The sequence below is a fragment of the Pseudomonas sp. Soil_N_39 genome, assembly GCF_057655955.1.
Genome location: NZ_JBDGLI010000025.1, coordinates 12,169 through 37,369 on the forward strand (window position 1 = coordinate 12,169; position 25,201 = coordinate 37,369).

Annotated in this window: 24 protein-coding genes; 12 read left to right on the plus strand and 12 right to left on the minus strand. The window is 58.9% G+C overall.

The genetic code is table 11. The features are described from left to right. Positions 1 to 79 precede the first annotated feature (79 nt). Both creC and creB read right to left on the minus strand, forming a co-directional pair. The gene (gene creC, locus AC3A5O_RS26275; RefSeq protein ID WP_122566639.1) at positions 80 to 1,498 is read right to left on the minus strand and encodes a two-component system sensor histidine kinase CreC; all 1,419 of its coding nucleotides are present in this window, start codon (positions 1,496 to 1,498) and stop codon (positions 80 to 82) included. Beyond that, positions 1,498 to 2,178, minus strand: coding sequence for a two-component system response regulator CreB (creB, locus tag AC3A5O_RS26280; RefSeq protein WP_487753924.1), 681 nt, complete (start codon positions 2,176 to 2,178; stop codon positions 1,498 to 1,500). The genes creC and creB overlap by 1 nt, the downstream gene beginning before the upstream one ends. A 179-nt stretch (positions 2,179 to 2,357) precedes the next feature. Between creB and AC3A5O_RS26285 the strand changes: the two genes are divergently transcribed. Further along, positions 2,358 to 3,431: an RHS repeat-associated core domain-containing protein gene (locus tag AC3A5O_RS26285; protein WP_305468706.1), complete on the plus strand. Its 1,074-nt coding sequence runs from the start codon at positions 2,358 to 2,360 to the stop codon at positions 3,429 to 3,431. Between the two features lie 129 nt (positions 3,432 to 3,560). Here the strand turns inward: AC3A5O_RS26285 and rloA2 are convergent, their stop codons facing one another. Then, positions 3,561 to 4,067: a retropepsin-like aspartic peptidase RloA2 gene (rloA2, locus tag AC3A5O_RS26290; RefSeq protein ID WP_122566636.1), complete on the minus strand. Its 507-nt coding sequence runs from the start codon at positions 4,065 to 4,067 to the stop codon at positions 3,561 to 3,563. Positions 4,068 to 4,423: 356 nt separating this feature from the next. On the opposite strand from rloA2, the gene yihG reads away from it, so the two are divergent. The 4 genes from yihG to AC3A5O_RS26310 all read left to right on the plus strand — a co-directional run bounded on the left by yihG (position 4,424) and on the right by AC3A5O_RS26310 (position 8,190). Further along, entirely contained in the window at positions 4,424 to 5,317 is an 894-nt protein-coding gene (gene yihG, locus AC3A5O_RS26295) for a 1-acylglycerol-3-phosphate O-acyltransferase, YihG family (RefSeq protein ID WP_305468707.1), read from the plus strand. A 79-nt stretch (positions 5,318 to 5,396) separates the two neighbouring features. After that, a complete protein-coding gene (locus AC3A5O_RS26300; protein ID WP_305468708.1) occupies positions 5,397 to 6,407 on the plus strand; it encodes an RHS repeat-associated core domain-containing protein in 1,011 nt (336 codons plus the stop codon). Between the two features lie 150 nt (positions 6,408 to 6,557). Beyond that, a complete protein-coding gene (locus AC3A5O_RS26305; RefSeq protein ID WP_305468709.1) occupies positions 6,558 to 7,547 on the plus strand; it encodes an RHS repeat-associated core domain-containing protein in 990 nt (329 codons plus the stop codon). 247 nt (positions 7,548 to 7,794) lie between these two features. Further along, a complete protein-coding gene (locus AC3A5O_RS26310; RefSeq protein WP_305468710.1) occupies positions 7,795 to 8,190 on the plus strand; it encodes a DUF3757 domain-containing protein in 396 nt (131 codons plus the stop codon). Between the two features lie 35 nt (positions 8,191 to 8,225). Here AC3A5O_RS26310 and AC3A5O_RS26315 read toward each other — a convergent pair whose 3' ends face one another. Beyond that, a complete protein-coding gene (locus tag AC3A5O_RS26315; protein ID WP_305468711.1) occupies positions 8,226 to 8,801 on the minus strand; it encodes a DUF2780 domain-containing protein in 576 nt (191 codons plus the stop codon). 300 nt (positions 8,802 to 9,101) lie between these two features. Between AC3A5O_RS26315 and AC3A5O_RS26320 the strand changes: the two genes are divergently transcribed. From AC3A5O_RS26320 to AC3A5O_RS26345, 6 genes are all read left to right on the plus strand, one after another. Beyond that, positions 9,102 to 9,521: a DUF3757 domain-containing protein gene (locus AC3A5O_RS26320; RefSeq protein WP_305468712.1), complete on the plus strand. Its 420-nt coding sequence runs from the start codon at positions 9,102 to 9,104 to the stop codon at positions 9,519 to 9,521. Positions 9,522 to 9,627: 106 nt separating this feature from the next. Further along, a complete protein-coding gene (locus tag AC3A5O_RS26325; RefSeq protein WP_305468713.1) occupies positions 9,628 to 10,203 on the plus strand; it encodes a hypothetical protein in 576 nt (191 codons plus the stop codon). A gap of 306 nt (positions 10,204 to 10,509) precedes the next feature. Continuing rightward, positions 10,510 to 10,782, plus strand: a complete 273-nt coding sequence (locus AC3A5O_RS26330) for a hypothetical protein (RefSeq protein WP_053182600.1) — start codon at positions 10,510 to 10,512, stop codon at positions 10,780 to 10,782. 191 nt (positions 10,783 to 10,973) lie between these two features. Next, a complete protein-coding gene (locus AC3A5O_RS26335; RefSeq protein ID WP_122566629.1) occupies positions 10,974 to 11,186 on the plus strand; it encodes a cold-shock protein in 213 nt (70 codons plus the stop codon). 28 nt (positions 11,187 to 11,214) lie between these two features. Further along, positions 11,215 to 12,225 (plus strand): RHS repeat-associated core domain-containing protein, encoded by a 1,011-nt coding sequence (locus tag AC3A5O_RS26340; protein ID WP_487753925.1) that lies wholly within the window; start codon positions 11,215 to 11,217, stop codon positions 12,223 to 12,225. Positions 12,226 to 12,346: 121 nt separating this feature from the next. Beyond that, positions 12,347 to 13,426 (plus strand): RHS repeat-associated core domain-containing protein, encoded by a 1,080-nt coding sequence (locus AC3A5O_RS26345; RefSeq protein ID WP_487753926.1) that lies wholly within the window; start codon positions 12,347 to 12,349, stop codon positions 13,424 to 13,426. A 178-nt stretch (positions 13,427 to 13,604) separates the two neighbouring features. Here AC3A5O_RS26345 and fdhA read toward each other — a convergent pair whose 3' ends face one another. From fdhA to AC3A5O_RS26385, 8 genes are all read right to left on the minus strand, one after another. Then, on the minus strand, positions 13,605 to 14,804 hold the full coding sequence (fdhA, locus tag AC3A5O_RS26350; RefSeq protein WP_122566627.1) for a formaldehyde dehydrogenase, glutathione-independent: 1,200 nt from the start codon (positions 14,802 to 14,804) through the stop codon (positions 13,605 to 13,607). Between the two features lie 178 nt (positions 14,805 to 14,982). Beyond that, positions 14,983 to 15,840: a formyltetrahydrofolate deformylase gene (gene purU, locus AC3A5O_RS26355; protein ID WP_060740301.1), complete on the minus strand. Its 858-nt coding sequence runs from the start codon at positions 15,838 to 15,840 to the stop codon at positions 14,983 to 14,985. Between the two features lie 182 nt (positions 15,841 to 16,022). Then, positions 16,023 to 16,655, minus strand: a complete 633-nt coding sequence (locus tag AC3A5O_RS26360; RefSeq protein WP_487753927.1) for a sarcosine oxidase subunit gamma — start codon at positions 16,653 to 16,655, stop codon at positions 16,023 to 16,025. Between the two features lie 160 nt (positions 16,656 to 16,815). Beyond that, positions 16,816 to 19,833: a sarcosine oxidase subunit alpha gene (locus AC3A5O_RS26365; protein WP_305468716.1), complete on the minus strand. Its 3,018-nt coding sequence runs from the start codon at positions 19,831 to 19,833 to the stop codon at positions 16,816 to 16,818. After that, positions 19,830 to 20,159, minus strand: a complete 330-nt coding sequence (locus AC3A5O_RS26370; protein WP_122566624.1) for a sarcosine oxidase subunit delta — start codon at positions 20,157 to 20,159, stop codon at positions 19,830 to 19,832. Before AC3A5O_RS26370 ends, AC3A5O_RS26365 begins: the two co-directional genes overlap by 4 nt. 14 nt (positions 20,160 to 20,173) lie before the next feature. Further along, positions 20,174 to 21,424, minus strand: a complete 1,251-nt coding sequence (locus AC3A5O_RS26375; protein WP_003177603.1) for a sarcosine oxidase subunit beta — start codon at positions 21,422 to 21,424, stop codon at positions 20,174 to 20,176. Between the two features lie 21 nt (positions 21,425 to 21,445). After that, a complete protein-coding gene (gene glyA / locus AC3A5O_RS26380; protein WP_003206308.1) occupies positions 21,446 to 22,699 on the minus strand; it encodes a serine hydroxymethyltransferase in 1,254 nt (417 codons plus the stop codon). A 316-nt stretch (positions 22,700 to 23,015) separates the two neighbouring features. Next, positions 23,016 to 23,720 carry a TraX family protein gene (locus tag AC3A5O_RS26385; protein ID WP_122566623.1) on the minus strand — a complete coding sequence of 235 codons (705 nt, stop codon included), beginning with the start codon at positions 23,718 to 23,720 and terminating at the stop codon, positions 23,016 to 23,018. 315 nt (positions 23,721 to 24,035) lie between these two features. Between AC3A5O_RS26385 and AC3A5O_RS26390 the strand changes: the two genes are divergently transcribed. Further along, positions 24,036 to 25,076 (plus strand): threonine aldolase family protein, encoded by a 1,041-nt coding sequence (locus AC3A5O_RS26390; protein ID WP_460081367.1) that lies wholly within the window; start codon positions 24,036 to 24,038, stop codon positions 25,074 to 25,076. Positions 25,077 to 25,201: the final 125 nt, after the last annotated feature.

A 25,201-nucleotide genomic window follows, 5' to 3' on the forward strand; every position in this document is an offset into this window, starting at 1 on the left:
TATGCTGACTGACACCCCGCTATCGCGAGCAAGCTCGCTCCCACAAAGGATGGTGCTGAATCAGATAGTAAATGCGGTTTCAGGGCAACCGCAAAACCACCTCCACCCCACCCTCGACATTGCCAATACTGAACTGCCCCCCATGCAACTGCACCACCTCCTCCACGAAGTTGAGCCCCAGGCCGGTGCTCTTGCGGCCGCTGTCCGGGCGCGGCAGGGAGTAGAAGCGTTCGCTCAGGCGCGGCAGCGCGTAGTCGGGAATCGGCGCGGCCTGATTGAACAGGCGGATCTCCACGCGGTTCCCACGGCGCTCGGCGCTGACCCGTAGCAGGCCGTTGACGGGGGTGAAGTCCAGGGCGTTCTCCAGCAAATTGCCCAAGGCCTGGCGCAACAGGAACGGCTCACCCGTCAGCGTCAGGTCGGCAGCGATGTGCTGTTCAACCGTCAACTGGCGACTTTCGATCCAGCCGCCGCGTGCTTCCAGCAACTCAGCCATCAACGCTGCCAACGGCACCGCGACTTCTTCCTCCAGCCCCTGGCGCTGCTCGACCTGGGCCAGGTTGAGCAAGCGTTCGATCAACTGCTGCATGCGCGCACTTTCGTTGTCGATGTTGCTGACAAAACGCTGGTGCTGGGCGGCGGGCATGTCGCTTTGCAGCAGTTCGGCGGCGCCGCGAATCGCCGCCAACGGGCTTTTGAGTTCGTGGGTGAGCGTGTGCACGTAACGCTCGACGTACGCCTTGCCTTCGAGCTGGGTGCGCATGTGCTCCACGGCGCCGGCCAGTTGCTCGAACTCGCCGCCACGATAATGCGGCACTTCCACCCGACGCCCCTGGCTGACCGCTTGGGCATAGATCGTCAAGCGCCGCAGTGCCGCGCTGAGCCACCACGACAGCAAGCCGCCCAGCAACAAGCCCAGGGCGACCAAGCCGGCGCCATAGAGCAGCAGCCGCCGCTCGGTGCGATCGACATAAGGCTGCAAGGAACTGTTGGGCTTGGCGACGGTAACAACGCCGATGATCCGGCCGTTGTCGCGGATCGGCGCGCCGACGTGCATCACCGAAGACGCAGGATCGTCAGGATCGCTGCGGCTCGAACGGGCGCCGTAGTGGCCGCGCAGGGTCAGGTAGACGTCGTTCCAGCGCGAATAATCCTGCCCCACCGCCACGCCACTGGAGTCGAGCACCACCATGCCCTTGGCGTCGGTGACGTAGATGCGATGGCTGACCTGGTTCTTCGGCAGACCCCAGATCGTCGCCGCCGGCTGGCGCTCGCCGTAGGCTCTGAGCAGCTGTGGCCAGCGATTCTGGTTGAGGGTGCCGGCCTTGAAATCGTCCCGCAGGATCTCGGCCATCAGGTTGGCGGTATCCACCAGGGTTTCTTCGGTGGACTGGCGCACGCCGGGGCGGATTTCCTCCATGACCGTGTTGAGCACGAAATAACCGGTCAAGGCGATAAACAACACATACACCAGGAAAATCCGGATCCCCAGCGACATCAGCTGTGCCCCGGGCTGTAGCTGTAGCCCAGGCCCCGATGTGTCTGGATCGGCTCCGCCTCGGCCCGGACCAGGCGCAACTTGGCGCGCACGCTCTTGATGTGGCTGTCGATGCTGCGCTCGTAGCCGGCATCGCTGGCAACGCCCAGGGCATCGAGCAATTGTTCGCGGCTGAAGACCCGCTCGGGTTGCTCCAGCAGACAATTGAGCAGACGGAATTCGTGGCGGGTGAGGTTCAGCGGTGTGCCGCGATAGTTGATCTGCACACGGTCGGCATCGACCTGAAACAGCGCCGTGCTCGACTCCGCCGCCGGACGCGGCGCCACGCGCTTGAGGATCGCCCGGACCCTGGCCGCCACCTCGCGGGGGCTGAAGGGTTTGACCACGTAATCGTCGGCACCGATCTCCAGGCCCACGATCCGGTCGATCTCGCCATCCCGGGCTGTCAGAAAGATGACCGGAACGTCGCTGAAACGTCTGAGATTTTTACAAGTCTCGAATCCGCTGATATCCGGCAGGCCCACATCGAGAATGATCAGGTCCGCCGGGGTGCGTTTCTGGTGCTCGAGGGCGGCCGCGCCAAGGCTCAACCAAGTGGTGTCAAACCCCTCCCCTTGCAGGGCAAACACCAGCGTATCGGCGATGGCGGCTTCGTCTTCGATAATCAGGATATGAGGCATGGCTTGCGAGCCCGGCAGTAAAGTTGCCGGAACGGTGCCGCAAGGCTTGGGGGGAGTCAATCGGCAGTCGAGTTTGTCAGCGGTTGGCGGTCATGCCTAACAGTTCTGATAGTAGGCAAGCGCTGGAAAACGGCTGATGCTAGAGGTCGGTTTTTTGGACTTCAGACGGAGCTCAGTCGATGCCGGACTTCCCTCGCGAAACCGTGCTGTGCCACTACCGCTATGACCCGCTGGATCGTCTGGTCGATTGCGCGCCTTTTGAGCAGGCCAGGATTCAGCGTTTTTACTGCAAAAGCCGATTGGCTACCGAGGTACAGGGCGCGGTGCAGCGTAGCGTTTTCCAGCACGACGATCAGTTGCTGGCGCAACTTCGGCGCGAGGGTGTAGGGGTTGATACTTCCCTGCTGGCGACCGATCAGCAGCGGTCGGCCTTGAATGTACTCGATGCGAACCGGCCTCACCCCCTTGCCTATACACCCTACGGCCATCGCCCGGCGGGAAATGGCTTGCTCAGTTTGCTTGGATTTAATGGCGAGCGGTCGGATCCGGTGACCGGGCATTATTTATTGGGGAATGGGTATCGGGGGTTCAGTCCGGTGTTGATGCGGTTTAACAGTCCGGACAGTCTGAGTCCGTTTGGGGAAGGCGGGTTAAATGCTTATAGCTATTGCGCAGGAGATCCAGTTAACGGGACGGATCCTTCGGGCCATATTTCAATTAAACCATTCATGAGCATTTTCTTTAAAAATCCAACAGGACAAAAATATTCGCTCCCGAAAGGAATCTTAAGACCTGAAGCACTCACCATCAAACAATTAAAAAATAGAGCACGACATGTCCAAAGGCGCAAAAAAATAAAGGACACAACAACCTTGATAAAAGAGAACGAAAGAGCACTACAAAACCAAAACGCCTACACCGTCACCGACGACATTACCGATCTAACAGAAAGTCTGAGAGGCTATGAAATGGCGAAGCGGGGGTATCACTTTGAAGAATACCCAAACCCCTACCTAGAATATCGCGTTCTAATCGACGGAAAGCCACTCCTCGACACATCCCACTTTGACATAACCATATCTCACTTTACGAACCTAAACAGCGTAAGCGCGGTAAAGAAATACAACTACCTAAATTCAACTGCACCACTAGAATTCCAACACATCGAGACAGTTCGACACATACGACAGACTCGAGCCGAATATATAAGAAGGTTTACCGGAATCGACTTATTTCAAAAAATTCGCCAATAACGCCCGCGCATTTCAACTCACTAAGCATCACTACAACAATACCCAAGCCGCTTACACCTCGGAAATCGTCTCATACTTTTTAGGGGTCTTGATCGGCATTCTGGACTACTCCATGGTTATCTCCGACCATCAGCAGTCCGGCTTATCCGCCGTAAACCGCCGCGCCGGGTTCACCGCCGCGCCGAACTCACGCAATGCCTTGGCACCGATTAACAGCGGGTAATTGAAACTGCTGCGGTCGGTCAGGTTGACCTCAACGGTGCGCTTGACATTACCCAGGCACAGCTCCAGATCGACCACCGGGCGCTTGGTGGGGGCGATTTTTTCGTCGTCGTCCTCATCCTCTTCGGAACGGGTCTTGATCTTGCTGATGCGGGCGATCTTGTGTTCGTAGACCTTGTTGTCCGCATCCTTGGTCGCCAGGCGGAAGCGCACCCAATCATCGCCGTCACGGGTAAAGGTCTCGATGTCCTTGGCTGACAGCGAGGCGGTCAGGGCGCCGGTGTCCATCTTGGCCTTGAGCACTTGACCGCCGATTTCCGGCAGCGCGATGTACTCATAGCGCCCGTACAGGGTCGGCTCGGCGGCCAGCACTGGAAGGGCTATCAGGGAAAGCAGGGCGAGGACTGACTTCATGGAGTTAGGGCTTCCATTGTGGGAGTGGGGTTTTAGACCGTGGCTGATGAATTCGTTCGGTTGATTTCGATAGCAATGGTCAAGAGAAACTCCAGCCAAGCGCTACCTCTGTGGCGAGGGGATTCATCCCCGCTGGGGTGCGAAGCGCCCCCTGAGAGCCTGACATCGCGGTACACCTGGCTATTCGAGTTGACTGTTTTGGGGGTTGCTTCGCAACCCAACGGGGATAAATCCCCTCGCCACAAAAAGCCAGCCCAGTTTAGCCAAGCCCAAGTGAAACTTTCGTCCACACGGATTTGGCCTACCACCTGAAGCTTGCTTATCATGGCCCGCCCACCCGTTTGCAAGAGTCATCTATGCGCCGCCTGCTCACCGGCTGTTTCGTCACCCTGCTGCTGTTGCTCAACACCCTGGTGCTGTTCGGGCCGCTGATGGTGTTCGCCCTGCTCAAACTGGTCCTGCCCGGGCGCTTTCGCGACTATGCCTCGTGGGCGGTGATGTGGATCGCCGAGACCTGGGCCGAGATCGACAAGCTGATCTTTGCCCTGTGCATCCCCACCCACTGGGACATCCGCGGCGGCGCAGAGCTGCGCAGCGATACGTCTTACCTGGTGATCAGCAATCACCAATCCTGGGTGGACATCCCCGCCCTCGTCCAGACCCTCAACCGGCGCACGCCGTTCTTCAAGTTCTTCCTCAAGAAGGAACTGATCTGGGTGCCGTTCCTGGGGCTGGCCTGGTGGGCACTGGATTACCCCTTCATGAAACGCTACACCAAGGCGTTCCTGGCGAAAAATCCGGAACTGGCCGGCAAAGACCTGGAAATCACCAAGGCCGCCTGCGAGCTGTTCAAGCGCCAACCGGTCACCGTGGTCAACTACCTCGAAGGCACCCGCTTCACCGCCACCAAAAGCCAACAACAGCGATCGCCCTTCACCCACCTGCTCAAGCCCAAGGCCGGTGGCGTGGCGTTCGTGCTGGCGGCCATGGGCGAGCAACTGGACGCGGTACTGGACGTGACCGTGGTCTATCCGCAAGCGCGCATTCCCGGGTTCTGGGACTTGATCAGCGGCGCGGTGCCGCGGGTCATCATCGACATCCAGACCCGCGAACTGGACCCGGCGTTGTGGCAGGGCGACTACGAAAACGACCCGGTGTTTCGCCAGCACGTGCAGGACTGGGTTAATAAGCTCTGGACTGAAAAGGACCGGCGCATCGCTGAGTTGCGCAACGAAGGGATTGGAACCTAACAGTTCTGATAGTAGGCAGCGGCTGAGAAAGCTCCGATGCTAGAGGCTCGGTTTTTGGACCTTGCACGGAGCACAGAGCATGCCTTCCACTTCTGGCGAAACCGTATTGTGCCATTACCGCTACGACCCGCTGGATCGCCTGGTCCATAGTGCGCCTTCTGCTGAGTCCGGTATTCAGCGCTTTTACTGCAAGAGCCGATTGGCCACGGAGATACAGGGCGCGGTGCAGCGTAGTATTTTCCAGCATGACGACCAGTTATTGGCGCAACTTCGGCGCGAGAATGCGAAGGTCGATACGACCCTGTTGGCGACCGATCAGCAGCGGTCGGTGTTGAATGTACTCGATGCGAACCGGCTCCATCCCCTCGCCTATACACCTTATGGCCATCGTCCACCGGGAAACGGCTTGCTCAGTTTGCTTGGGTTTAACGGCGAACGGCCGGATCGGGTGACGGAGCATTATTTGTTGGGAATTGGGTATCGGGGGTTTAATCCGGTGTTGATGCGGTTTAACAGCCCGGATAGTTGGAGTCCGTTTGGGGAAGGGGGGGTGAATGCGTATGGCTATTGCGCAGGGGACCCGAGAAACCGCGTGGATCCATCAGGGCATGTTTGGAGGATCGGGAAATACTTTAGGAGACTATTCAATAGAGTTCCAAAAGCCCACAAAACCACGATTCAAACACCAACAGTTATCGCGACCCAACCAAGCTCACACTCGTTAAACTCGTCACTCATTCAAGCCCAAGACAACACTATAAAAAACCTACAAATAACGACTCCAAAGGATGGGAGACCCGAAGAGCTACTCACACTGCCTGGCGAGCTAGAGAGCCTCCGTCAAAAAAGAATTCGTATTGACCCCTCATACATCCCCGCTAGCTCTACCAACCCTCAACTAACAGAATCACAAATAATAGCAAAGACAATAGAAAACTCAGAAATGAGACGACCTTTAAAAAAACAATACTTCAATGTCGCCCGCAAATTTCACAATCAAAACAAAATCAAGGACTTTAGTCCGCCTCGGGCGACAAAAATAAAATTCTCTGATATCACCGATGTACAGGAATTTATACGCGAGGGATAAAAACCAGTCGGAGGATGACAAAGATCGAAGCTCGGCCGATAGTCTTTGATGCTTGCCCCCCAAACATTAGCAGTTTCGATAGTGAGCAACCGCTGAAAAACCTCCGATGCTGGAGGTCCGGTTTTTTGAATCTTGCATGGAGTTCGGAGCATGCCTTTTGCCCCTCGTGAAACCGTGTTGTGCCGCTACCGCTACGACCCGCTGGATCGTCTGGTCGATTGTGCGCCTTCTGCTGAAGCTGGAATTCAGCGGTTTTACTGCAAGAGCCGATTGGCGACGGAGATACAGGGTGCCGTGCAGCGAAGCGTTTTCCAGCATGACGACCAGTTATTGGCGCAACTTCGGCGCGAGAATGCGAAGGTCGATACGACCCTGTTGGCGACCGATCAGCAGCGCTCGGTGTTGAATGTACTCGATGCGAACCGGCTTCATCCCCTCGCCTATACACCCTATGGCCATTGCCCAGCGGGAAACGGCTTGCTCAGTTTGCTTGGGTTTAACGGCGAACGGCCGGATCCGGTGACCGGGCATTATTTGTTGGGGAATGGGTATCGCGGGTTCAATCCGGTGTTGATGCGGTTTAACAGCCCGGACAGTTGGAGTCCGTTTGGAAAGGGTGGGTTGAATGCGTATGCGTATTGCTGGGGAGACCCTACAAACAGGGAGGACCGGACCGGGCATGTGCCGGGGTTGAGATGGCAATGGATACGACAAAACATAAAACTCATTCTAGGAAAGGAGCCAGAGGTAAGCACATTAAGGGAAAGTCTAAATCCAATCCCACTTCAGAAATCCGCACCCCACACCGCTGCGCAGCAAGATGAATTAATGCAAATAATCGATTCACAAAAAAACATCATCGAACAGCAGCAGAAGACAATAGAGTCACAACACCAGCTACTCGCAAACAACCAGCAACACTTCCAAGCCGAAGTCAACAAACTTGAATGGAGAATCCAAGAATTACACAGAGATTTCAGTACTGCCGCCTGGGTATATCACCGTGAATTCCCACACTCTCCACTTGCAATAAACCAATTAGATATTGACTATGCCTATGGTGAAACCGGCTTACTTTTCCGATCTGCTGTTAGCGAACAATCAGGGCAAGACTCACCAACAGGACGCGTCAGGAAATAACGTTAACGAGTCTCGACCAAGAGATCAGCAAGCCCATTTAATCTGATTTTCTAACTTTTGGTGCAAAACGGGGCCTGATCAGCCCAGATTATTTTGCCCAAGCTTGCCGAACTCATTTAGCAACCGCCACGAGTAAAAACAGCAAATTTTAATTCCAAATCAACATAAAAAACTGTCAACTCTGACAGTATCCCTCGCCAGCCACAGCCGCAAACATGTCGCCGGGACACATTGTGGAGACAACCCAATGCGAAACTTTATAACTGACGGCGGCGCTGGAATGTGCCTGCTGATCATCGGCCATGTTCATGCCGGAGAAGTCACTTGTCCGGCTGCGATACAGATCCATGGCACCACTGAAACAGTAGAAATCCAGGATGACCGCCAATGGCAGGGTCAGGACCTGGAACAGGAGGCCAACCCAGCGGTACAGCAACTCAACGACGCCGAGTTCGCGATCCATGAACCCGACGAAGATGAATTGACACAGAGGAGAGTGACCATCACTTGCAATTACGGCGAGAACAATCTCACGCTGGATTATCAGCCGACGTCTTTGCCCTCAGCGGCCAACCGTTGCGCCAGCCGGGACACCAACACATGTAGACGGATGAACACCGACTACTTCAGCTTGAAATTCTGATACCCCGTGGCGGATTTTAGATGTCGCCACCCTCATCACACCCCCGCGCCGCTCCCCCAAATACCGCCCAGGTTCTGCAACAACGAACCGGCAACCCCCTGTTGACCAAGGTACTGCAGAATAATCGGGGCAAACTGGCCGATCATGCCGCTGTCCATGCCCAGCGCGCTGAAGGCATTGTTCAGGTCACCGGTGTCCTTGACGTTACCCAGCAGGCCGTCGAGCAAGGCATTTTTGTCCGACCCGCCACCGAGCAAACCGCCCAGGCCATTGAGCCCGCCGATGGCGCTGTTTCCGGCGATCTGATCCAGGCCCGGCACACTCTTGCTCAACTCGGAAAACTGCGGCTCGCTGAGCCGATTCTTCGCCAGCCCCAGCATCGCACCGGCGCCGCCGATGGCTTGTTCCGGCGTGATCTTGAGTTCCGATCCCAGGGTGTTGAGCAACCCGGCCGCTTTCGGCGCGGCGGCTACGGCGCCCTCTTCCTCACCCGAGCTGCCCTGCATGGCCGACACCACATTGGCGGCATCGCTGAGGCTGAACTGCGCGAAGGCCGGGCTGGCGGCCAGTATCAACAACCAAGACAGTGCAAAACCTCGTGAAACCTTCATCCGGGACATCCTCTTGAGCATGAAAAAGCCGCCCATAAAGAGCGGCGTAAAGCGTGCGTTGGACTGGTACGGACGATGATTGTTCCTAAACGTATTACATGGGTGGCCGATAGCCATTACAGAAAATTCTTCATAGGCCGTCAGAAGCGTCTGAATTTAACGAAACCTGCACTTTTTATATAGCCAAAAGTTACCAAATATCCCTATACAGTTCTAAATTGACATAAATGATTGCCAACATAGACAGTAGCCCGCCCGACCAAGCCGTGAATCGTCGAACTGAGCCCTGGAGCCTGGCACATGAAAAAAATACTGGCTGGAGGCGCGATCTTGCTTTTGCTGATTATCGGCCCCGTCCATGCCGGTGAAATAACCTGCCCCGCCGTCACTGACATCCATAGAAACATCGAATCGGTGGAAGATATTTTCTTCGTCGATGTACAGGACGAGCACGAATGGGAAAGCGAAAGCCTGGTGGACGTGGTCGACCCGGTATCGTTGCAATTCGAAGGGGCCGAGTACGTTATCCATAGAGATGACGACGAGCATGCGGCCACCCGAGCGACCATCACGTGCAGGTACGGGGCAATCAATCTGAAGTTGGAAGAGCAACAAATCCTGGAACCGGCCTTTTCAAAGTGGGTGAGCAATCGCTGCGAAAGCGCGGATACCCGAATGTGCAGGTTGATGGACGGCGACTATTTCAACTTGATTTATTGATCGGTAATGGCAACCGCGTCACTGTTCCAGTACAACCACTCTAAGCACTCTGCCATCGCCTGCACCATTTACCGTACAGTGCGGTTTCCTCCAGCAGAGTGTGTCCATGAACGTAAAAATCGGCGGCGCCACCCTCGCGGTCATCCTGACCGGCATGCTCATCGTCCTGGGCGTCAACGAATGCCAGCGCGGCCCGCTGAATCCAGAACTGGCCGATGGCACCAGCGAAGAACAAAAGACCTGGATGACCATCGAGCACCGCATCAAGCGCTCCGACCCGACCCTGACCGAGGTGACCGGCGACCAACACACGCTGACCGTGCGCTACCGTCCTGGCACTTGCGCGGATGACTGCGAGCCCTGGGTTCCGCATATGCTGCGGGTTGTCGGCCACGGCCTGGCGGCGCTCAATGGTGCGCCAGGGGGCAAGCAGTACACGCAAGTGACGGTCAAGGCGCGGATCCTTGCCGATGATGACGTGGAACTGGTCTACGACATGCGGGGGTTTGACGCCATCAAGACCCAACAAGGCGGCTACGAAACCTTTGCCGGCATGCCTCGCAGCCTGAGTTTCAGCGCCGACGCCCTGGCCCAGGCGCAAACCTATTGCCAAGGCCCTAGCGCCAAAGGGTTCTACCCTGAATTCTGCGAACGGGTCGAGACCGCAACGGCCCGGCAGTAACCGTGGCGAGGGAGCTTGCTCCCGCTGGGCTGCGAAGCGGCCCCCGCTTCTCGGATACCAACGGCGAGCGCTTCGCACTCGAGCGGGAGCAAGCTCCCTCGCCACAATGGGGCGGTGTACATACGTGAATACTCACGACTAAAAATCTTACAACTACTTGGGAAATCCCTCGCAACAGCGAGCCTTGCTCCAGCCAATCGGCGATGCCTATAGTTCGTCCCGTCGTCCACATGGCGACTCGGGTTTGGCGACTCGAAACACTACGGCCTGAAGTCCAAATTTTATTAATCAATAAAGGCTCTAGCCATGAACCGATACATGCCCCTCACCGGAGTCGACTGCTCCCCCGCTGCCCTGCTCATCGACACCCAAGCCCCCCTCGACGTCCTCCACGAAACCGCCGCCTACCGCATCCGTGCCGTGACCCAACTGTTGGAAAACATCGCCTTTCGCGAAGAGCTCAGTTCCGACGCCGTCGTCCTCCACGACTTCGCCCTGCTCCTGGCGATTCCGTTGCGCGACGGCTGCGATGTGCTGGATGTGATTGGCCGACGCTTGCAGGCACACGCCATGGCCTGACCGCGGCGGCAGTCATCCGACTATCAACGCGCAAGCCCTTATTCCCTCTCGGTCTTGCCTACTGTCAACGTTGACAGTAGGCAGCTGTTCATACGGTCCCTAAGCTGCAGCCGTGACAACGAAAAAACAAGGCTATGGGCAAACCACAGTCCCTGTGCCTTTCATCATTCGGGCAAACAGGAATAATAAAAATGAACGACCGAATCAAAGGAACCGTTAAATGGTTTAACGATGCAAAGGGCTATGGCTTCATTACCTGCGGCAAAGGAGGCGAGGACTTGTTCGTTCATTACTCGGCGATAGCCGGCGAGGGTTATAGAACATTGAAACAGAAGCAAACGGTCTTCTTTGAAATCGAGAAGAGCGACAAAGGCATGCAGGCCACGAGAGTGACGCCGGAATAAAGCGACTTCCATTCCAGAGAACGACCCCATGTCGGCGAACCGCAAAACGCTGCTCTGCCGCTACCATTACGACCCACTGGATCGCTTGGCCGATTGCACACCATCGGCCCAGGCCCGCACCCAGCGTTTCTATCTGAAGGAGCGCCTGATCAGCGAAATCCAGGGTTCGGTACAACGATCGATTTTCCAGCAGGACGAGCAACTCCTGGCGCAACAGCAGCGCCAGAATGACGCTGTCGAAACCACCTTGCTCACCACCGACCTGCAACGCTCGGTATTGCATGCGCTCGATGCCACACAGCCTCATCCTCTCGCTTACACCCCCTACGGCCACCGCTCTGCGGAAAACGACTTGCTCAGCCTGCTGGGCTTCAACGGCGAACGGCCGGACCCAGTGACCAGGCATTATTTGTTGGGCAATGGTTATCGAGCGTTCAATCCGGTGTTGATGCGGTTCAATAGCCCGGACAGGCGCAGCCCATTTAATAAAGGTGGAGTAAACGCTTACGCCTATGCTTTGGGAGACCCTATTAACCACGCAGACCCAACGGGCGAGTTCGCCATATCAATATTGACTGCCGTACAACGCGGTTTAATTGTTGCACTGCACACCATTGTTCCTGCGGGGATGATTCTAGGGCCTAAAGTGGCGGGAGCTGCGCTGGGGGCTACCCGTATCAGTCTGTCTGGGTCCATAGCTAGTGCTGTCGGAGCAATCATGCAGCTGGCAGACAGGCCGATGGGAGCCTATGTTTCGGCCGCAGGCACGGCTGCGTTAGTGGGAGGAGCCGCTGCCCGCGGTGTCATCGCCCTACGCACCGCGCGACAAGCCGGCCCGCTGTGGCCGAAGATAAAAGGAAACCTTTTAACTATTCTGGGAATATCGCAGAAAAAAAAACCACCTGTTCAACCAAGTGCAGCATATAAAAAGCACTCGTCCACCGCCTCCATCCAAAACAATGCCAATGCCAATGCCAATGCCAATGTGCATCAAAAAATTGCGCAAGAAGCCAGCTCAATAAGAGAACCAAGCCGATAAGTAATTAGGTCTATCGTTGGAGATAGACCACGCAGCCGCACCTAACATTTCTGCTAGCTAGACAACCGGCCTTCTGCCTGAACATGATAGTGCTATCTGTATTTCTCACAGAGCAAAGCCCATGTCCTCCACAGATGAAACCTTGCTCTGCCGTTACCGCTACGACCCACTGGATCGCCTGGCCGATTCCACGCCATCGGCCCAGGCCCGCACCCAGCGCTTCTACCTGAAGGAGCGTCTGACCAGCGAAATCCAGGGCTCGGTACAACGATCGATTTTCCAGCAGGACGACCAGCTCCTGGCCCAACAACAGCGCCAGGATGGCGTCGTCGAAACCACCTTGCTGGGCACCGATCAGCAACGCTCGGTATTGCATGCGCTCGATGCCACGCAACCTCATCCCCTCGCCTACACCCCCTACGGTCATCACGCTGCGCAAAGCGGCTTGCTCAGCCTGCTCGGCTTCAACGGCGAACGGCCGGACCCGGTGACCGGGCACTATTTATTGGGGAATGGTTATCGGGCGTTTAACCCAGTGTTGATGAGATTCAACAGCCCGGACAATTTGAGTCCATTTGGAAAGGGTGGATTGAATGGGTATGGATACTGTGCTGGGGACCCGGTGAATCGAAGCGATCCGACAGGACATATACCAAATTTTTTAAAGCCTGTATTGAGACGCCTAAGAATTATAAGAAGACCGCCCCCAGCTACGACCATAGACATTCAACGCTGGAATTCAACCACAACCATAGGCACTCAAAGTTCGGTCTCAACCACAGGCGTTTACGGCATAACACTTCCGGCATCGCCCGATATAAAAGACATACTCGCATCCCCTACAGAGGAGTTTCTAATACTACCCATAGGCCCGGAGCATGAAATTTTACGCGTTGACACAATCGAATTAAAACTATGGAAAGCCAACAGCCAGATAATCCAAAACGAAAAATTCCTAGCCAAACAATTAAACAACCCTACCAACTTTAGATCCAAAATAGAAGAACTCCGCCAACTCATTCAAACAACGCTAGAAGCTAGAGCTGCTTACAAGGCCAATCTGCACAGGTATCAAGTGGGAATCAAGCAAATGACTAACGAGGCCTTCCAAAAAACATCATTCTTTTTTACCTCTCCAGGTGAGCCCCCTACTTACGAGTGGACAATGCAGCACTCACGACATATACGCAATCAAACTTAAGCTTTATTTTGCCGAGCAAAACAGAATCATAATATTTATCTGTAGTTGCTTCGTTCAAGAGTCGATCCACGCCGACGAGTCACAAGCCGTGCTCTGCCCTACCCTTACAACTACTGAAAAAAAATCCAGAAAAAAAGGGCGACATCACTGTCGCCCTTCTCCCGTCTTGCTTCCAACCTTACGCCGCACTGAACAACTTATGCGGATCAATCACAAACTTCTTCGGCACGCCCGCATCGAACTCGCCATAACCCTTCGGCGCGTCATCCAGGCTGATCACCTGCACGCCAACGATTTCAGCAATGTTGATGCGGTCCCACATGATCGCCTGCATCAGTTGGCGGTTGTACTTCATCACCGGGGTCTGGCCGGTGTGGAAGCTGTGGGATTTGGCCCAGCCCAGGCCGAAGCGGATGCTCAGGCTGCCCATTTTGGCCGCCGCATCGACGGCGCCCGGGTCTTCGGTGACGTAGAGGCCGGGGATGCCGATCTTGCCGGCGACGCGGACCACGCCCATCAACGAGTTGAGCACGGTGGCCGGGGCTTCGTGCTTGACGCCGTCATGGCCATGGCCGCGGGCTTCGAAGCCTACCGCATCGACGGCACAGTCGACTTCAGGCTCGCCCAGCAGCGCGGCGATCTGTTCGTGCAACGGGGTGTCGGTGGAGAGGTCGGCAATTTCGAAACCCTGGGCCTTGGCGTGAGCCAGGCGAACCGGGTTGACGTCGCCGATGATCACCACCGCCGCGCCCAACAGGCGCGCGGAAGCGGCGGCCGCCAGGCCAACCGGGCCGGCACCAGCGATGTAGACCGTGCTGCCAGGGCCAACACCGGCGGTGACGGCGCCGTGGTAGCCGGTCGGCAGAATGTCGGACAGGCAGGTCAGGTCGCGGATTTTCTCCATGGCCTTGTCGCGGTCCGGCAGTTTCAGCAGGTTGAAGTCGGCGTATGGCACCAGCACGTATTCAGCTTGGCCGCCGGTCCAGTCGCCCATGTCCACATAACCGTAGGCACCGCCGGCACGGGCCGGGTTGACGGTCAGGCAGACGCCAGTGTGTTGCTCCTTGCAGGAACGGCAGCGCCCGCAAGCGACGTTGAACGGCACCGACACCAGGTCACCGATTTTCAGGTTCTCGACGTCGCTGCCCTTTTCGATCACTTCACCGGTGATCTCGTGCCCCAGGACCAGGCCGGTCTGGGCAGTGGTACGACCGCGGACCATGTGCTGGTCGGAGCCGCAGATGTTGGTGGAGACCACGCGCAGGATGACACCGTGCTCAATCTTCCTGCCGCGCGGGTCCTGCATTTTTGGATAGTCGATTTTCTGTACTTCGACCTTGCCGTTGCCGAGATACACGACACCACGATTACCAGACATGCTTTCACCTCGCTGTTGTTTTTGTGGAACTGCGTTGCCCAGGCAGGCAGCGCGTTGATTGCTCGGGTAGTGCTTGTGTCTTGTTTCTTTGTTGTCTGAAGGGCCTCATCGCGAGCAAGCTCGCTCCCACAGTTGATCGCGTACTCCCTGTGGGAGCGAGCTTGCTCGCGATGTCGTTCTAAAGAACGACCGTGCGATTGGCGTTCAAGAACACCCTTCTTTCGATGTGATACCCCACGGCCCTGGCCAGGGTCAGCCCTTCGATGTCCCGGCCCTTGGCGATCAGGTCTTCGGGATAGTGACTGTGGTCCACCACTTCCACGCCCTGGGCGATGATCGGGCCCTCGTCCAGGTCGTTGTTGATGTAGTGCGCCGTGGCGCCCACCAGTTTCACGCCTTTGTTGTAGGCCTGGTGATACGGCTTGGCGCCCTTGAAGCCCGGCAGCAGCGAGTGATGGATGTTGATCGCCTTGCCGTCGAGCTTGCGGCACAACTCCGGCGACAGCACTTGCATGTAGCGGGCAAGGATCACCAGCTCGGCACCGGTGTCTTCGATCACCTGCCACACCTGTCGCTCCTGGGCCGGCTTGTCGTTCGGGTCCAGGGGGAAATGGTAGTAGGGAATCTGGTGCCAGTCGGCCAACGGCTTGAGGTCGGGATGGTTGGAGACCACGGCTACCACGTCCATGGACAACTGGCCGATGCGCTGGCGGTAGAGCAAATCGTTGAGGCAGTGATCGGCCTTGGAGACCATGATCACCACTTTGGGCCGGTAGTTGGGCGGCGTCAGTTCGAAGACCATGCCGAAGGCTTGCGCACGCTCGGCCAGGCCGGCGCGAAAGGCCTGCTCGTCAAAACCGTCGGGCTGGCGAAACTCCACGCGAATGAAGAAACGCGCCGAGAGCCGGTCGTCGAAGGAATGGTGCTCGGTGACATAGCAGCCCTGCTCGAACAGAAAGCGGGTCACCGCGTCCACCGTGCCGAGCACGCTGGGGCAGTCGGCAGTCAAGATCCATGTGTCTGGGGCGCGGCTCATTGCGGTGACTCCTGTTCGTTATGGATAACCCTCCGCCACACACAGAACCTGTGGCGGAGGATTTATCTGTGGGAGCAAAGCTTGCTCGCGATAAAAACAACGCGGTCTATCTGGAACTCAAGCGCCTGTATCGCGAGCAAGCTTTGCTCCCACAGTTTCGCTCCCACAAAGATTGCAGTGCTTCAGGCCTGCACGCTCAACCCATACTCCGACGCGGCATCCTGCAACCACAGCCACCAGTAATCGGAGAAGCTGCGGCGGATCACCAGTTCCCAGGTGTCTTCGCCGGTGTGGCGGATCACCAGTTGCGACTTGGCGAACACCGTACCCACGGCCTTGCCCACCGGGAAGTTGCTTGGGTGTACATCGTAGCTGGTGGATTTCATCAGCACGTCGCGCACGTTCGGGCCGGACAGCTCGAGGATCTGCTGGCCGCCGCTGACGTTGACGATCTGGATGTGCAGGTCGCCGAGGGCGTCACGCAGTTTCTGCTCGGCGGCGAACTCTTCGCCAGTGGGCACCACCAGCAGCCATTCATCCGGGCCGAGCCATTGCAGGCTGGTTTCACCCTTGACGATGACGGCCAGGGCGCCTGGCAATTCCAGGCCCAGGGCCTTGTGCACGCCGGCGGCGAACGCCGGGTCGTGGCCGTCGCCACGAATAGTCAGGTGACCCAGGAGTTTTTTCTCGCGCACGGTCACGCCGGCGTTCTTGCGACCCTTGCCCACCAGGCTGGCGAGGTCGGCATGGTGCAGCGACGACTCGGCCTTGGCCCCGGTGGTTGGGCGTTGTTGGTACACGTTGACTGCGGTCATATGGAGCACCTGTCTTGAATTCTGCTTTGACCTGCCGATGCGTGGGGCTGTGGGAGCATGGCTTGCCCGCGATGAACGATGACGCGGTCTGATGGTTACCGTGTCGCCTGCATCGCGAGCAAGCTTTGCTCCCACATGCCCCCACCACAGGGCTTAAGGTTTAAATGTTCTGCCGATCCCCCTTCGGATCGAAGAACACCGAAGAAACAATCTCTGCCTCGATCACGCTGCCGTCGGCCAATGGCGCAAACACTCGCTCGCCCATCCGCTTGAGGCCGCCCTTGACCACACCCATGGCAAATGAATAACCCAACGAGTTGTGGGCGTAGCTGGAGGTCACGTGACCGACCATGGTCATCGGGATCGCCTGCTTGGTGTTGAACACCAGTTGCGCACCTTCCGGCAGCCAGACATTCGGGTCGATCGGCTTGAGGCCCACCAGTTGCTTGCGGTCTTCACGCACGCAATCTTCGCGATTCATGCCACGCCAGCCGATCCACGAGAACGGTTTGGTCCGGCCGACGCACCAGCCCATGTTCAAGTCATCCGGCGTCATCGAGCTGTCCGTGTCCTGACCGACAATGATGAAGCCCTTCTCGGCCCGCAATACGTGCATGGTCTCGGTGCCATACGGGGTCAGGTTGTACTTCTTCCCGGCCTCGGCGATCTGCTCGAGCACGCCCATGGCGTAGTCGGCCTGCACGTTGATTTCGTACGACAGTTCACCGGTAAACGAGATCCGGAACACCCGCGCCGGCACGCCGCCCACCAGGCCTTCCTTCCAGGTCATGAACGGGAACGCGTCCTTGTCCAGGTCGATGTCGGTGACATCGCTCAACAGCTTGCGGCTGTTGGGACCCGACAGGGTCATGGTTGCCCAGTGGTCGGTGACCGAGGTGAAGTACACCTTCAGGTCCGGCCATTCGGTCTGGTGATAGATTTCCAGCCATTGCAGCACGCGTGCCGCGCCGCCCGTGGTGGTGGTCATCAGGAAGTGGTTGTCCGCCAGACAGGCCGTTACGCCGTCGTCGAAGACCATGCCGTCTTCCTTGCACATCAGGCCGTAGCGGGCCTTGCCCACGTCGAGCTTGGTCCAGGCGTTGGTGTACACGCGGTTGAGGAACTCGCGGGCATCCGGGCCCTGGATGTCGATCTTGCCCAGGGTCGAGGCGTCGAGCAGGCCAACGCTGTCACGCACGGCCTTGCATTCGCGCTTGACCGCGGCATGCATGTCTTCGCCGTTCTTCGGGAAGTACCAAGGACGCTTCCACTGGCCGACGTCTTCGAACTCGGCACCGTTTTTCACATGCCATGCATGCAGCGCGGTGAAGCGCACCGGTTCGAAGATGTGCCCGCAGTGCCGGCCAGCCACCGCGCCGAAAGTCACCGGCGTGTAGTTAGGACGGAACATGGTGGTGCCCATCTGCGGGATGCTCACGTTCAGCGAACGGGCCGCGATGGCCAGGCCGTTGACGTTGCCCAGTTTGCCCTGGTCGGTACCGAAGCCCAGTGCGGTGTAGCGCTTGACGTGTTCCACCGACTCGAAGCCTTCGCGGGTAGCGAGTTCGATGGCGGCGGCAGTGACGTCGTTCTGCAGGTCGACGAATTGCTTCGGCGCCCGTGCAGTGGATTTTTCGTGAGGCACCTGGAACAGCGCCAGGGTTGGTTCTTCGTGACGGCTCAGGGCTTTGGGCAACACGCCCTCCACCGTTTTGAAGCCGGCTTCGCTGGCCGCGCGCACGCCGCCTTCAAAACCGTCGGCCAAGCTGTCGCCGAGACTGTAGACGCCGTTCACACCGCCAACGCACACACGCTTTTGCGGTGCTTCGCCCGGTACGAAACCGAGGATGTCTTCACGCCAGATCGGCTTGCCGCCCAGGTGCGATGCCAGGTGGACCACCGGGCTGTAGCCGCCGGAGCTGGCCACCAGGTCGCAGTCCAGCCATTCGCCGGGGCTAGTGACTTTGTGAGCGCGAACGTCGATCGCGGCAACACGTGCCCCGGTGACGCGCTTGCTGCCACGGGCTTCGACCACGGCGCTGCCGGTGAGGATGCGGATGCCCTTGGCGCGGGCTTCTTCCACCAGCGCACCACGCGGGTTGCTGCGGGCGTCGGCCACGGCCACCACTTGCAGGCCGGCGTCGAACCAGTCCAGGGCCACGCGATAGGCGTGGTCGTTGTTGGTGCTCAGCACCAGTTTCTTGCCCGGTGCCACGCCGTAGCGACGCACGTAGGTGGACACCGCGCCGGCCAGCATGTTGCCCGGCACGTCGTTGTTGCCATAGACCAGTGGACGCTCGCAGGCACCGGTCGCCAGCACCACGCGCTTGGCGCGAACGCGGTTGATGCGCTGGCGAACCTGGCCGATCGGTGCGCGGTCGCCGAGGTGATCGGTGAGGCGCTCGTGGATGGTCAGGAAGTTATGGTCGTGGTAACCGTTCACCGTGGCGCGTGGAAGCAGTACCACGTCCGGCATCGACTTGAGTTCAGCGACAACAGCGGCCACCCATTCGGTCGCCGGCTTGCCGTCCAGGCTTTCGCGGGAGTCGAGCAGGCTGCCGCCGAACTCTTCCTGCTCATCGGCCAGGATGACGCGCGCACCACTGCGAGCGGCGGCCAACGCGGCGGCCAGGCCTGCAGGGCCAGCACCGACGATCAGCACGTCGCAGTGACGGTTCATGTAGTCGTAGGTGTCCGGATCGTTCTCGGTCGGCGAGCGACCCAGCCCTGCGGCCTTGCGGATGTACTTCTCGTAGGTCATCCAGAACGATTGCGGGTACATGAAGGTTTTGTAGTAGAAGCCCGGCGGCATCAGCTTGCCGCCGACCTTGCCGAGAATCCCCATCATGTCGTTGTTGACGTTCGGCCAGCCGTTGGTGCTGGTGGCGACCAGGCCTTGGTACAGCGCCTGTTGGGTGGCACGCACGTTAGGGATTTGCGTGGCTTCGGTGGCACCGATCTGCAGCACCGCGTTCGGCTCTTCGGCACCGGCGGCGAAGATGCCGCGCGGCCGCGAATACTTGAAGCTGCGGCCGATGATGTCGACACCGTTGGCCAACAGCGCAGCGGCCAGGGAATCGCCCTCGAAGCCTTTGTAGGTCTGGCCGTTGAAGGTGAAGCTCAGCGCTTTGTTGCGGTCGATCCGTCCGCCGTTGGACAGGCGATTGATCTGGCTCATACCTTCTCTCCCAGAGCCTGTGCAGCCGCTTTCGGACTGTCAGCCTTGTCGGTGAACTGCGGCTTTTGGCCGATCTTGTAGGTTTCGAGAATCTCGTAGGTCACGGTGTCACGGGTCACGTTGAAATACTGACGGCAACCGGCGACGTGGTCCCACAGTTCATGGTGCAACCCGCGTGGGTTGTCACGGAAGAACATGTAGTCGCCCCACTCTGCGTCGGTGCAGGCGTTCGGATCCAGCGGGCGCGGGATGTGCGCCTGACCGGATGCATGGAATTCCTCTTCGGAGCGCAGTTCGCCGCAGTGAGGACAGAAGATGTGCAACATAGGGATTTCTCCTGTTAGTGGGCGACGGCAGCAGCGCCGTGTTCGTCGATCAGTGCGCCGTTGTGGAAACGGTCGATGGAAAACGGCGCGGCCAGTGGGTGCATTTCACCCTTGGCCAGGCTGGCAGCGAAGACGTTGCCCGAGCCCGGGGTGGCCTTGAAGCCGCCGGTGCCCCAACCGCAGTTGAAGAACATGTTCGGCACCGGGGTCTTGGAGATGATCGGGCAGGCGTCCGGCGTGGTGTCGACGATGCCGCCCCACTGGCGGTTCATGCGTACGCGGGACAACACCGGGAACATCTCGACGATGGCCTGGACCGTGTGTTCGATCACCGGGTACGAGCCACGCTGGCCGTAGCCGTTGTAGCCGTCGATACCGGCACCGATCACCAGGTCGCCCTTGTCGGACTGGCTGATGTAGCCGTGTACGGCGTTGGACATGATCACGCTGTCGATGATCGGCTTGATCGGCTCGGACACCAACGCTTGCAGCGGGTGGGATTCGATCGGCAGGCGGAAGCCCGCGAGCTTGGCCATGTGCCCGGAGTTACCGGCAGTCACCACGCCGACGCGCTTGGCGCCGATGAAACCTTTATTGGTTTCCACGCCGATGCACACGCCGTTTTCCTTGCGAAAACCGATCACTTCGGTCTGCTGGATCAGGTCCACGCCCAAGGCGTCCGCCGCCCGGGCAAAGCCCCAAGCCACGGCATCGTGACGGGCCACGCCGCCGCGACGCTGGACGGTGGCGCCCATCACCGGGTAGCGGGTGTTTTTCGAGCAATCCAGGTACGGGATCTCGTCGGCCACTTGCTTGGCGTTGAGCAGCTCGCCGTCCACGCCGTTGAGGCGGTTGGCACTGACGCGACGCTCGGAATCACGGATGTCCTGCAGGGTGTGGCACAGGTTGTAGACGCCACGCTGGGAGAACATCACGTTGTAGTTCAGGTCCTGGGACAGGCCTTCCCAGAGTTTCATCGCGTGTTCGTACAGGTGGGCCGATTCGTCCCACAAGTAGTTGGAGCGCACGATGGTGGTGTTGCGCGCGGTGTTACCGCCGCCCAACCAGCCCTTCTCGACCACCGCCACGTTGGTGATGCCGTGTTCCTTGGCCAGGTAGTAGGCGGTCGCCAGACCATGCCCGCCACCGCCGACGATGACCACGTCGTAGACCTTTTTCGGGGTCGGCGTGCGCCACATCCGCTGCCAGTTTTCGTGATGGCTGAGTGAGTGTTTGAAGAGGCCGAAGCCCGAATAGCGTTGCATAGTCATTACTCCAAAACCGACTCAGCGATAAACCGGGAAGTCCGCGCACAGGGCCGCCACTTGCTGGGCGACATTGGCCTCGACATCGGCATCGCCGAGGTTATCGAGAATGTCGCAGATCCAGCCGGCCAGCGTGACGCACTGGGTAACCTTGAAGCCACGGGTGGTCACCGCCGGAGTACCGATGCGCAGGCCCGAAGTCACGAATGGCGATTGCGGGTCGTTCGGCACGGCGTTCTTGTTGACGGTGATGTGGGCGCGGCCCAGGGCAGCATCGGCATCCTTGCCGGTCAGGCCCTGACGGATCAGGCTGACCAGGAACAGGTGGTTATCGGTGCCACCGGACACTACATCGTAGCCGCGCTTGATGAACACGCCAGCCATGGCCTGGGCGTTATCGATCACTTGCTGCTGATAAGCCTTGAAGCCAGGCTCCGCCGCTTCCTTGAAGCACACCGCCTTGCCGGCGATCACATGCATCAGCGGGCCGCCCTGGGCACCCGGGAATACCGCGGCGTTGAGCTTCTTCTCGATTTCTTCGTTGGCCTTGGCCAGGATCAGGCCGCCACGGGGACCGCGCAGGGTCTTGTGGGTGGTGGTGGTGACCACGTCGGCGTAAGGCAGCGGGTTCGGGTACAGACCGGCGGCAACCAGGCCAGCCACGTGGGCCATGTCGACGAACAGCAGGGCACCGACCTTGTCGGCGATCTGGCGGAAACGTGGGAAATCCAGGGTCTTGGAGTAAGCGGAGAAACCGGCGACGATCATTTTCGGCTTGTGCTCGACCGCCAGGCGCTCGACTTCGTCGTAGTCGATCAGGCCGGTGGTGGTGTCGATGCCGTATTGCACCGCGTTGTAGAGCTTGCCCGAGGACGACACTTTGGCACCGTGGGTCAGGTGACCGCCGTGGGCCAGGCTCATGCCCAGAATGGTGTCGCCGGCCTGCAGCAGGGCCAGGTACACGGCGCTGTTGGCCGAAGACCCGGAGTGCGGCTGGACGTTGGCGTAATCGGCACCGAACAACTGCTTGGCGCGCTCGATGGCCAGGGCTTCGACTTTGTCGACGTGCTCGCAGCCACCGTAGTAGCGCTTGCCTGGATAACCTTCGGCGTACTTGTTGGTCAGGCCGCTGCCCTGGGCCTCCATCACGCGCTTGCTGGTGTAGTTCTCCGACGCGATCAGCTCGATGTGATCTTCCTGGCGTTGCTCTTCGGCGTTCATCGCCGCCAGCAGCGCATCATCGTAGCCTTGAATTTGATCTTGTTTGCTGAACATCGCGTCTCTCCCAGCGGCGGCAGTGCGCCTTTCGTCTCGGTGAGGCACGGACCATTCGGTCGTGCCCTTTGGATGCGATGGTATGGCTGGCGCAGGCATGTCAAATGCCTATGGACGCCACGCAAAGGTGCGTTTACGACATGCGCTCAAAGAGTCGGGGAGCAAGGGCTGCGCGATAGCACTGTGGGAGCAAAGCTTGCTCGCGATCCAGGCGCCTCGGTCCATGGAAGACCGCGTCGCTTTCATCGCGGGCAAGCCTTGCTCCCACAGGCATTGTTCCCACTGGCATTGCTCCCAAAAGGCTGCTCCCACAGGGCTATGCAGCGATCTGGCGAACCGCGAGCAAGACCAGGAAATGCGCCGGATAGAGGCCATAGGCCCAACGCCGCATCGCCGGTGGATGAAAACGACCCGCGTGTCGCAAAAGCACCCACCCAAGCCATGGCGCGATCAGGCAGGCCACCAACCCCCAAAGCGCCACCCCATCCCCCAGCCACGCCGCGCCATACAACACCCGCCATTGATTGGCCGCCACGCAGACCAGCCCCGGCAACAAGGCCATATACAAAGGACGCTTGAATACCAGCAACATCGCCAACGGCAGCAACACACCAAAGAAACCGAACATCAGCTGCGACGAAAACAGCGCCGCCAGCAGCAACGCCGTCACCGCCAGGCATCGCGCCTCCAGGGTGGGTGTCTGCCAACAGCGCGCCACAACCAGCCCGAGCACCAGCGTCGGCATGACGTTCAGCGTGGAAGGGCCAGGAATGAACAAGCGGTAGGGGATTTCGCTGACGGCGCTGAATAACAACAACCAGCCCAGGTAACGCCATGGAGCGGTGCTGGCACCGTCGCGCGCCAGGTTCGCCGCCATCGCCAGGCAGAACCACGGGAATGCCAGGCGTCCTGGCACGTACAGCCAATCGACGGAAAAACCGACATATCGCAGGTGATCGAGCACCATCGACAACAATGCCAGCCATTTGAGCAGGTCCAGGGCACCGTCGCGCCGACTCATGCGTGCAGCGGCCCGATGACTTTGTGATTTTCTGACAGAAACATCCGGTGTGTTCCCCCGCTAATCTTGGGTAAAGTGCGCACCAGTATCGACCACGGTGCGACGGACTCAAGCACGCCGAGCCATGATCGACCACGGCGCGACGGACTCAAGCACGCCGAGCCATGATCGACCACGGCGCGACGGACTCAAGCACGCCGAACCATGATCGACCACGGCGCTGTGGACCCAAACACGCCGAACCAGGGAACGCCCCACCCGGGCATTCCGCCAGGGATCTCTTTACCCAGGACTCTCTATTCAAGGAGCAAGGCCATGACCGACAAGAGTCAACAGTTTGCCAGCGACAACTATTCCGGCATTTGCCCCGAAGCCTGGGCGGCCATGGAAGAAGCCAACCAGGGTCACCAACGCGCCTACGGCGACGACGAGTGGACCCACCGCGCGGCGGACGATTTCCGGGCCTTGTTCGAAACCGACTGCGAAGTGTTCTTCGCGTTCAACGGTACTGCGGCCAACTCCCTGGCCCTGTCCTCGCTGTGCCAGAGTTACCACAGCGTGATCTGCTCGGAAACCGCCCACGTCGAAACCGACGAATGCGGCGCACCGGAGTTCTTCTCCAACGGTTCCAAGCTGCTGGTGGCACGCACCGAAAACGGCAAGCTGACCCCCGAGTCGATCCGTGAGATCGCCCTCAAGCGTCAGGACATCCACTACCCCAAGCCTCGGGTCGTGACCCTGACCCAGGCCACGGAAGTCGGCAGCGTCTACACCCCGGATGAAATCCGCGCCATCAGCGTCACCTGCAAGGAACTGGGGCTGAACCTGCACATGGACGGCGCACGCTTTTCCAACGCCTGCGCCTTCCTCGGCTGCTCACCGGCCGACCTGACCTGGAAGGCCGGTGTGGACGTGTTGTGCTTTGGCGGTACGAAAAACGGCATGGCGGTGGGCGAAGCGATTTTGTTCTTCAACCATGACCTGGCCGTAGACTTCGACTACCGCTGCAAACAGGCCGGGCAACTGGCGTCGAAAATGCGTTTCCTGTCCGCGCCCTGGGTCGGCTTGTTGCAGAACGACGCCTGGCTCAAGCACGCCCGCCACGCCAACCACTGCGCGCAATTGCTGGCAGAGTTGGTCAGCGACATTCCTGGCGTGGAACTGATGTTCCCGGTCCAGGCCAACGGCGTGTTCCTGCAACTGTCGGAACCGGCCATCGCCGCGCTGACCGCCAAGGGCTGGCGCTTCTACACCTTCATCGGCAAGGGCGGCGCACGCTTCATGTGCTCGTGGGATACGCAAGAGGCGCGGGTAAGGGAATTGGCGGCGGATATTCGGGAAGTGATGGCGGGTTAGGAAAACCGTCCCCCGGCCTGTCATGCCCCCGTGGTGAAAGGGGCTCACTGTGGGAGCAAAGCCTGTGGGAGCAAGGCTTGCCCGCGATGAAAGCGACGCGGTCTCCCATGGACCGAGTCGTCTGC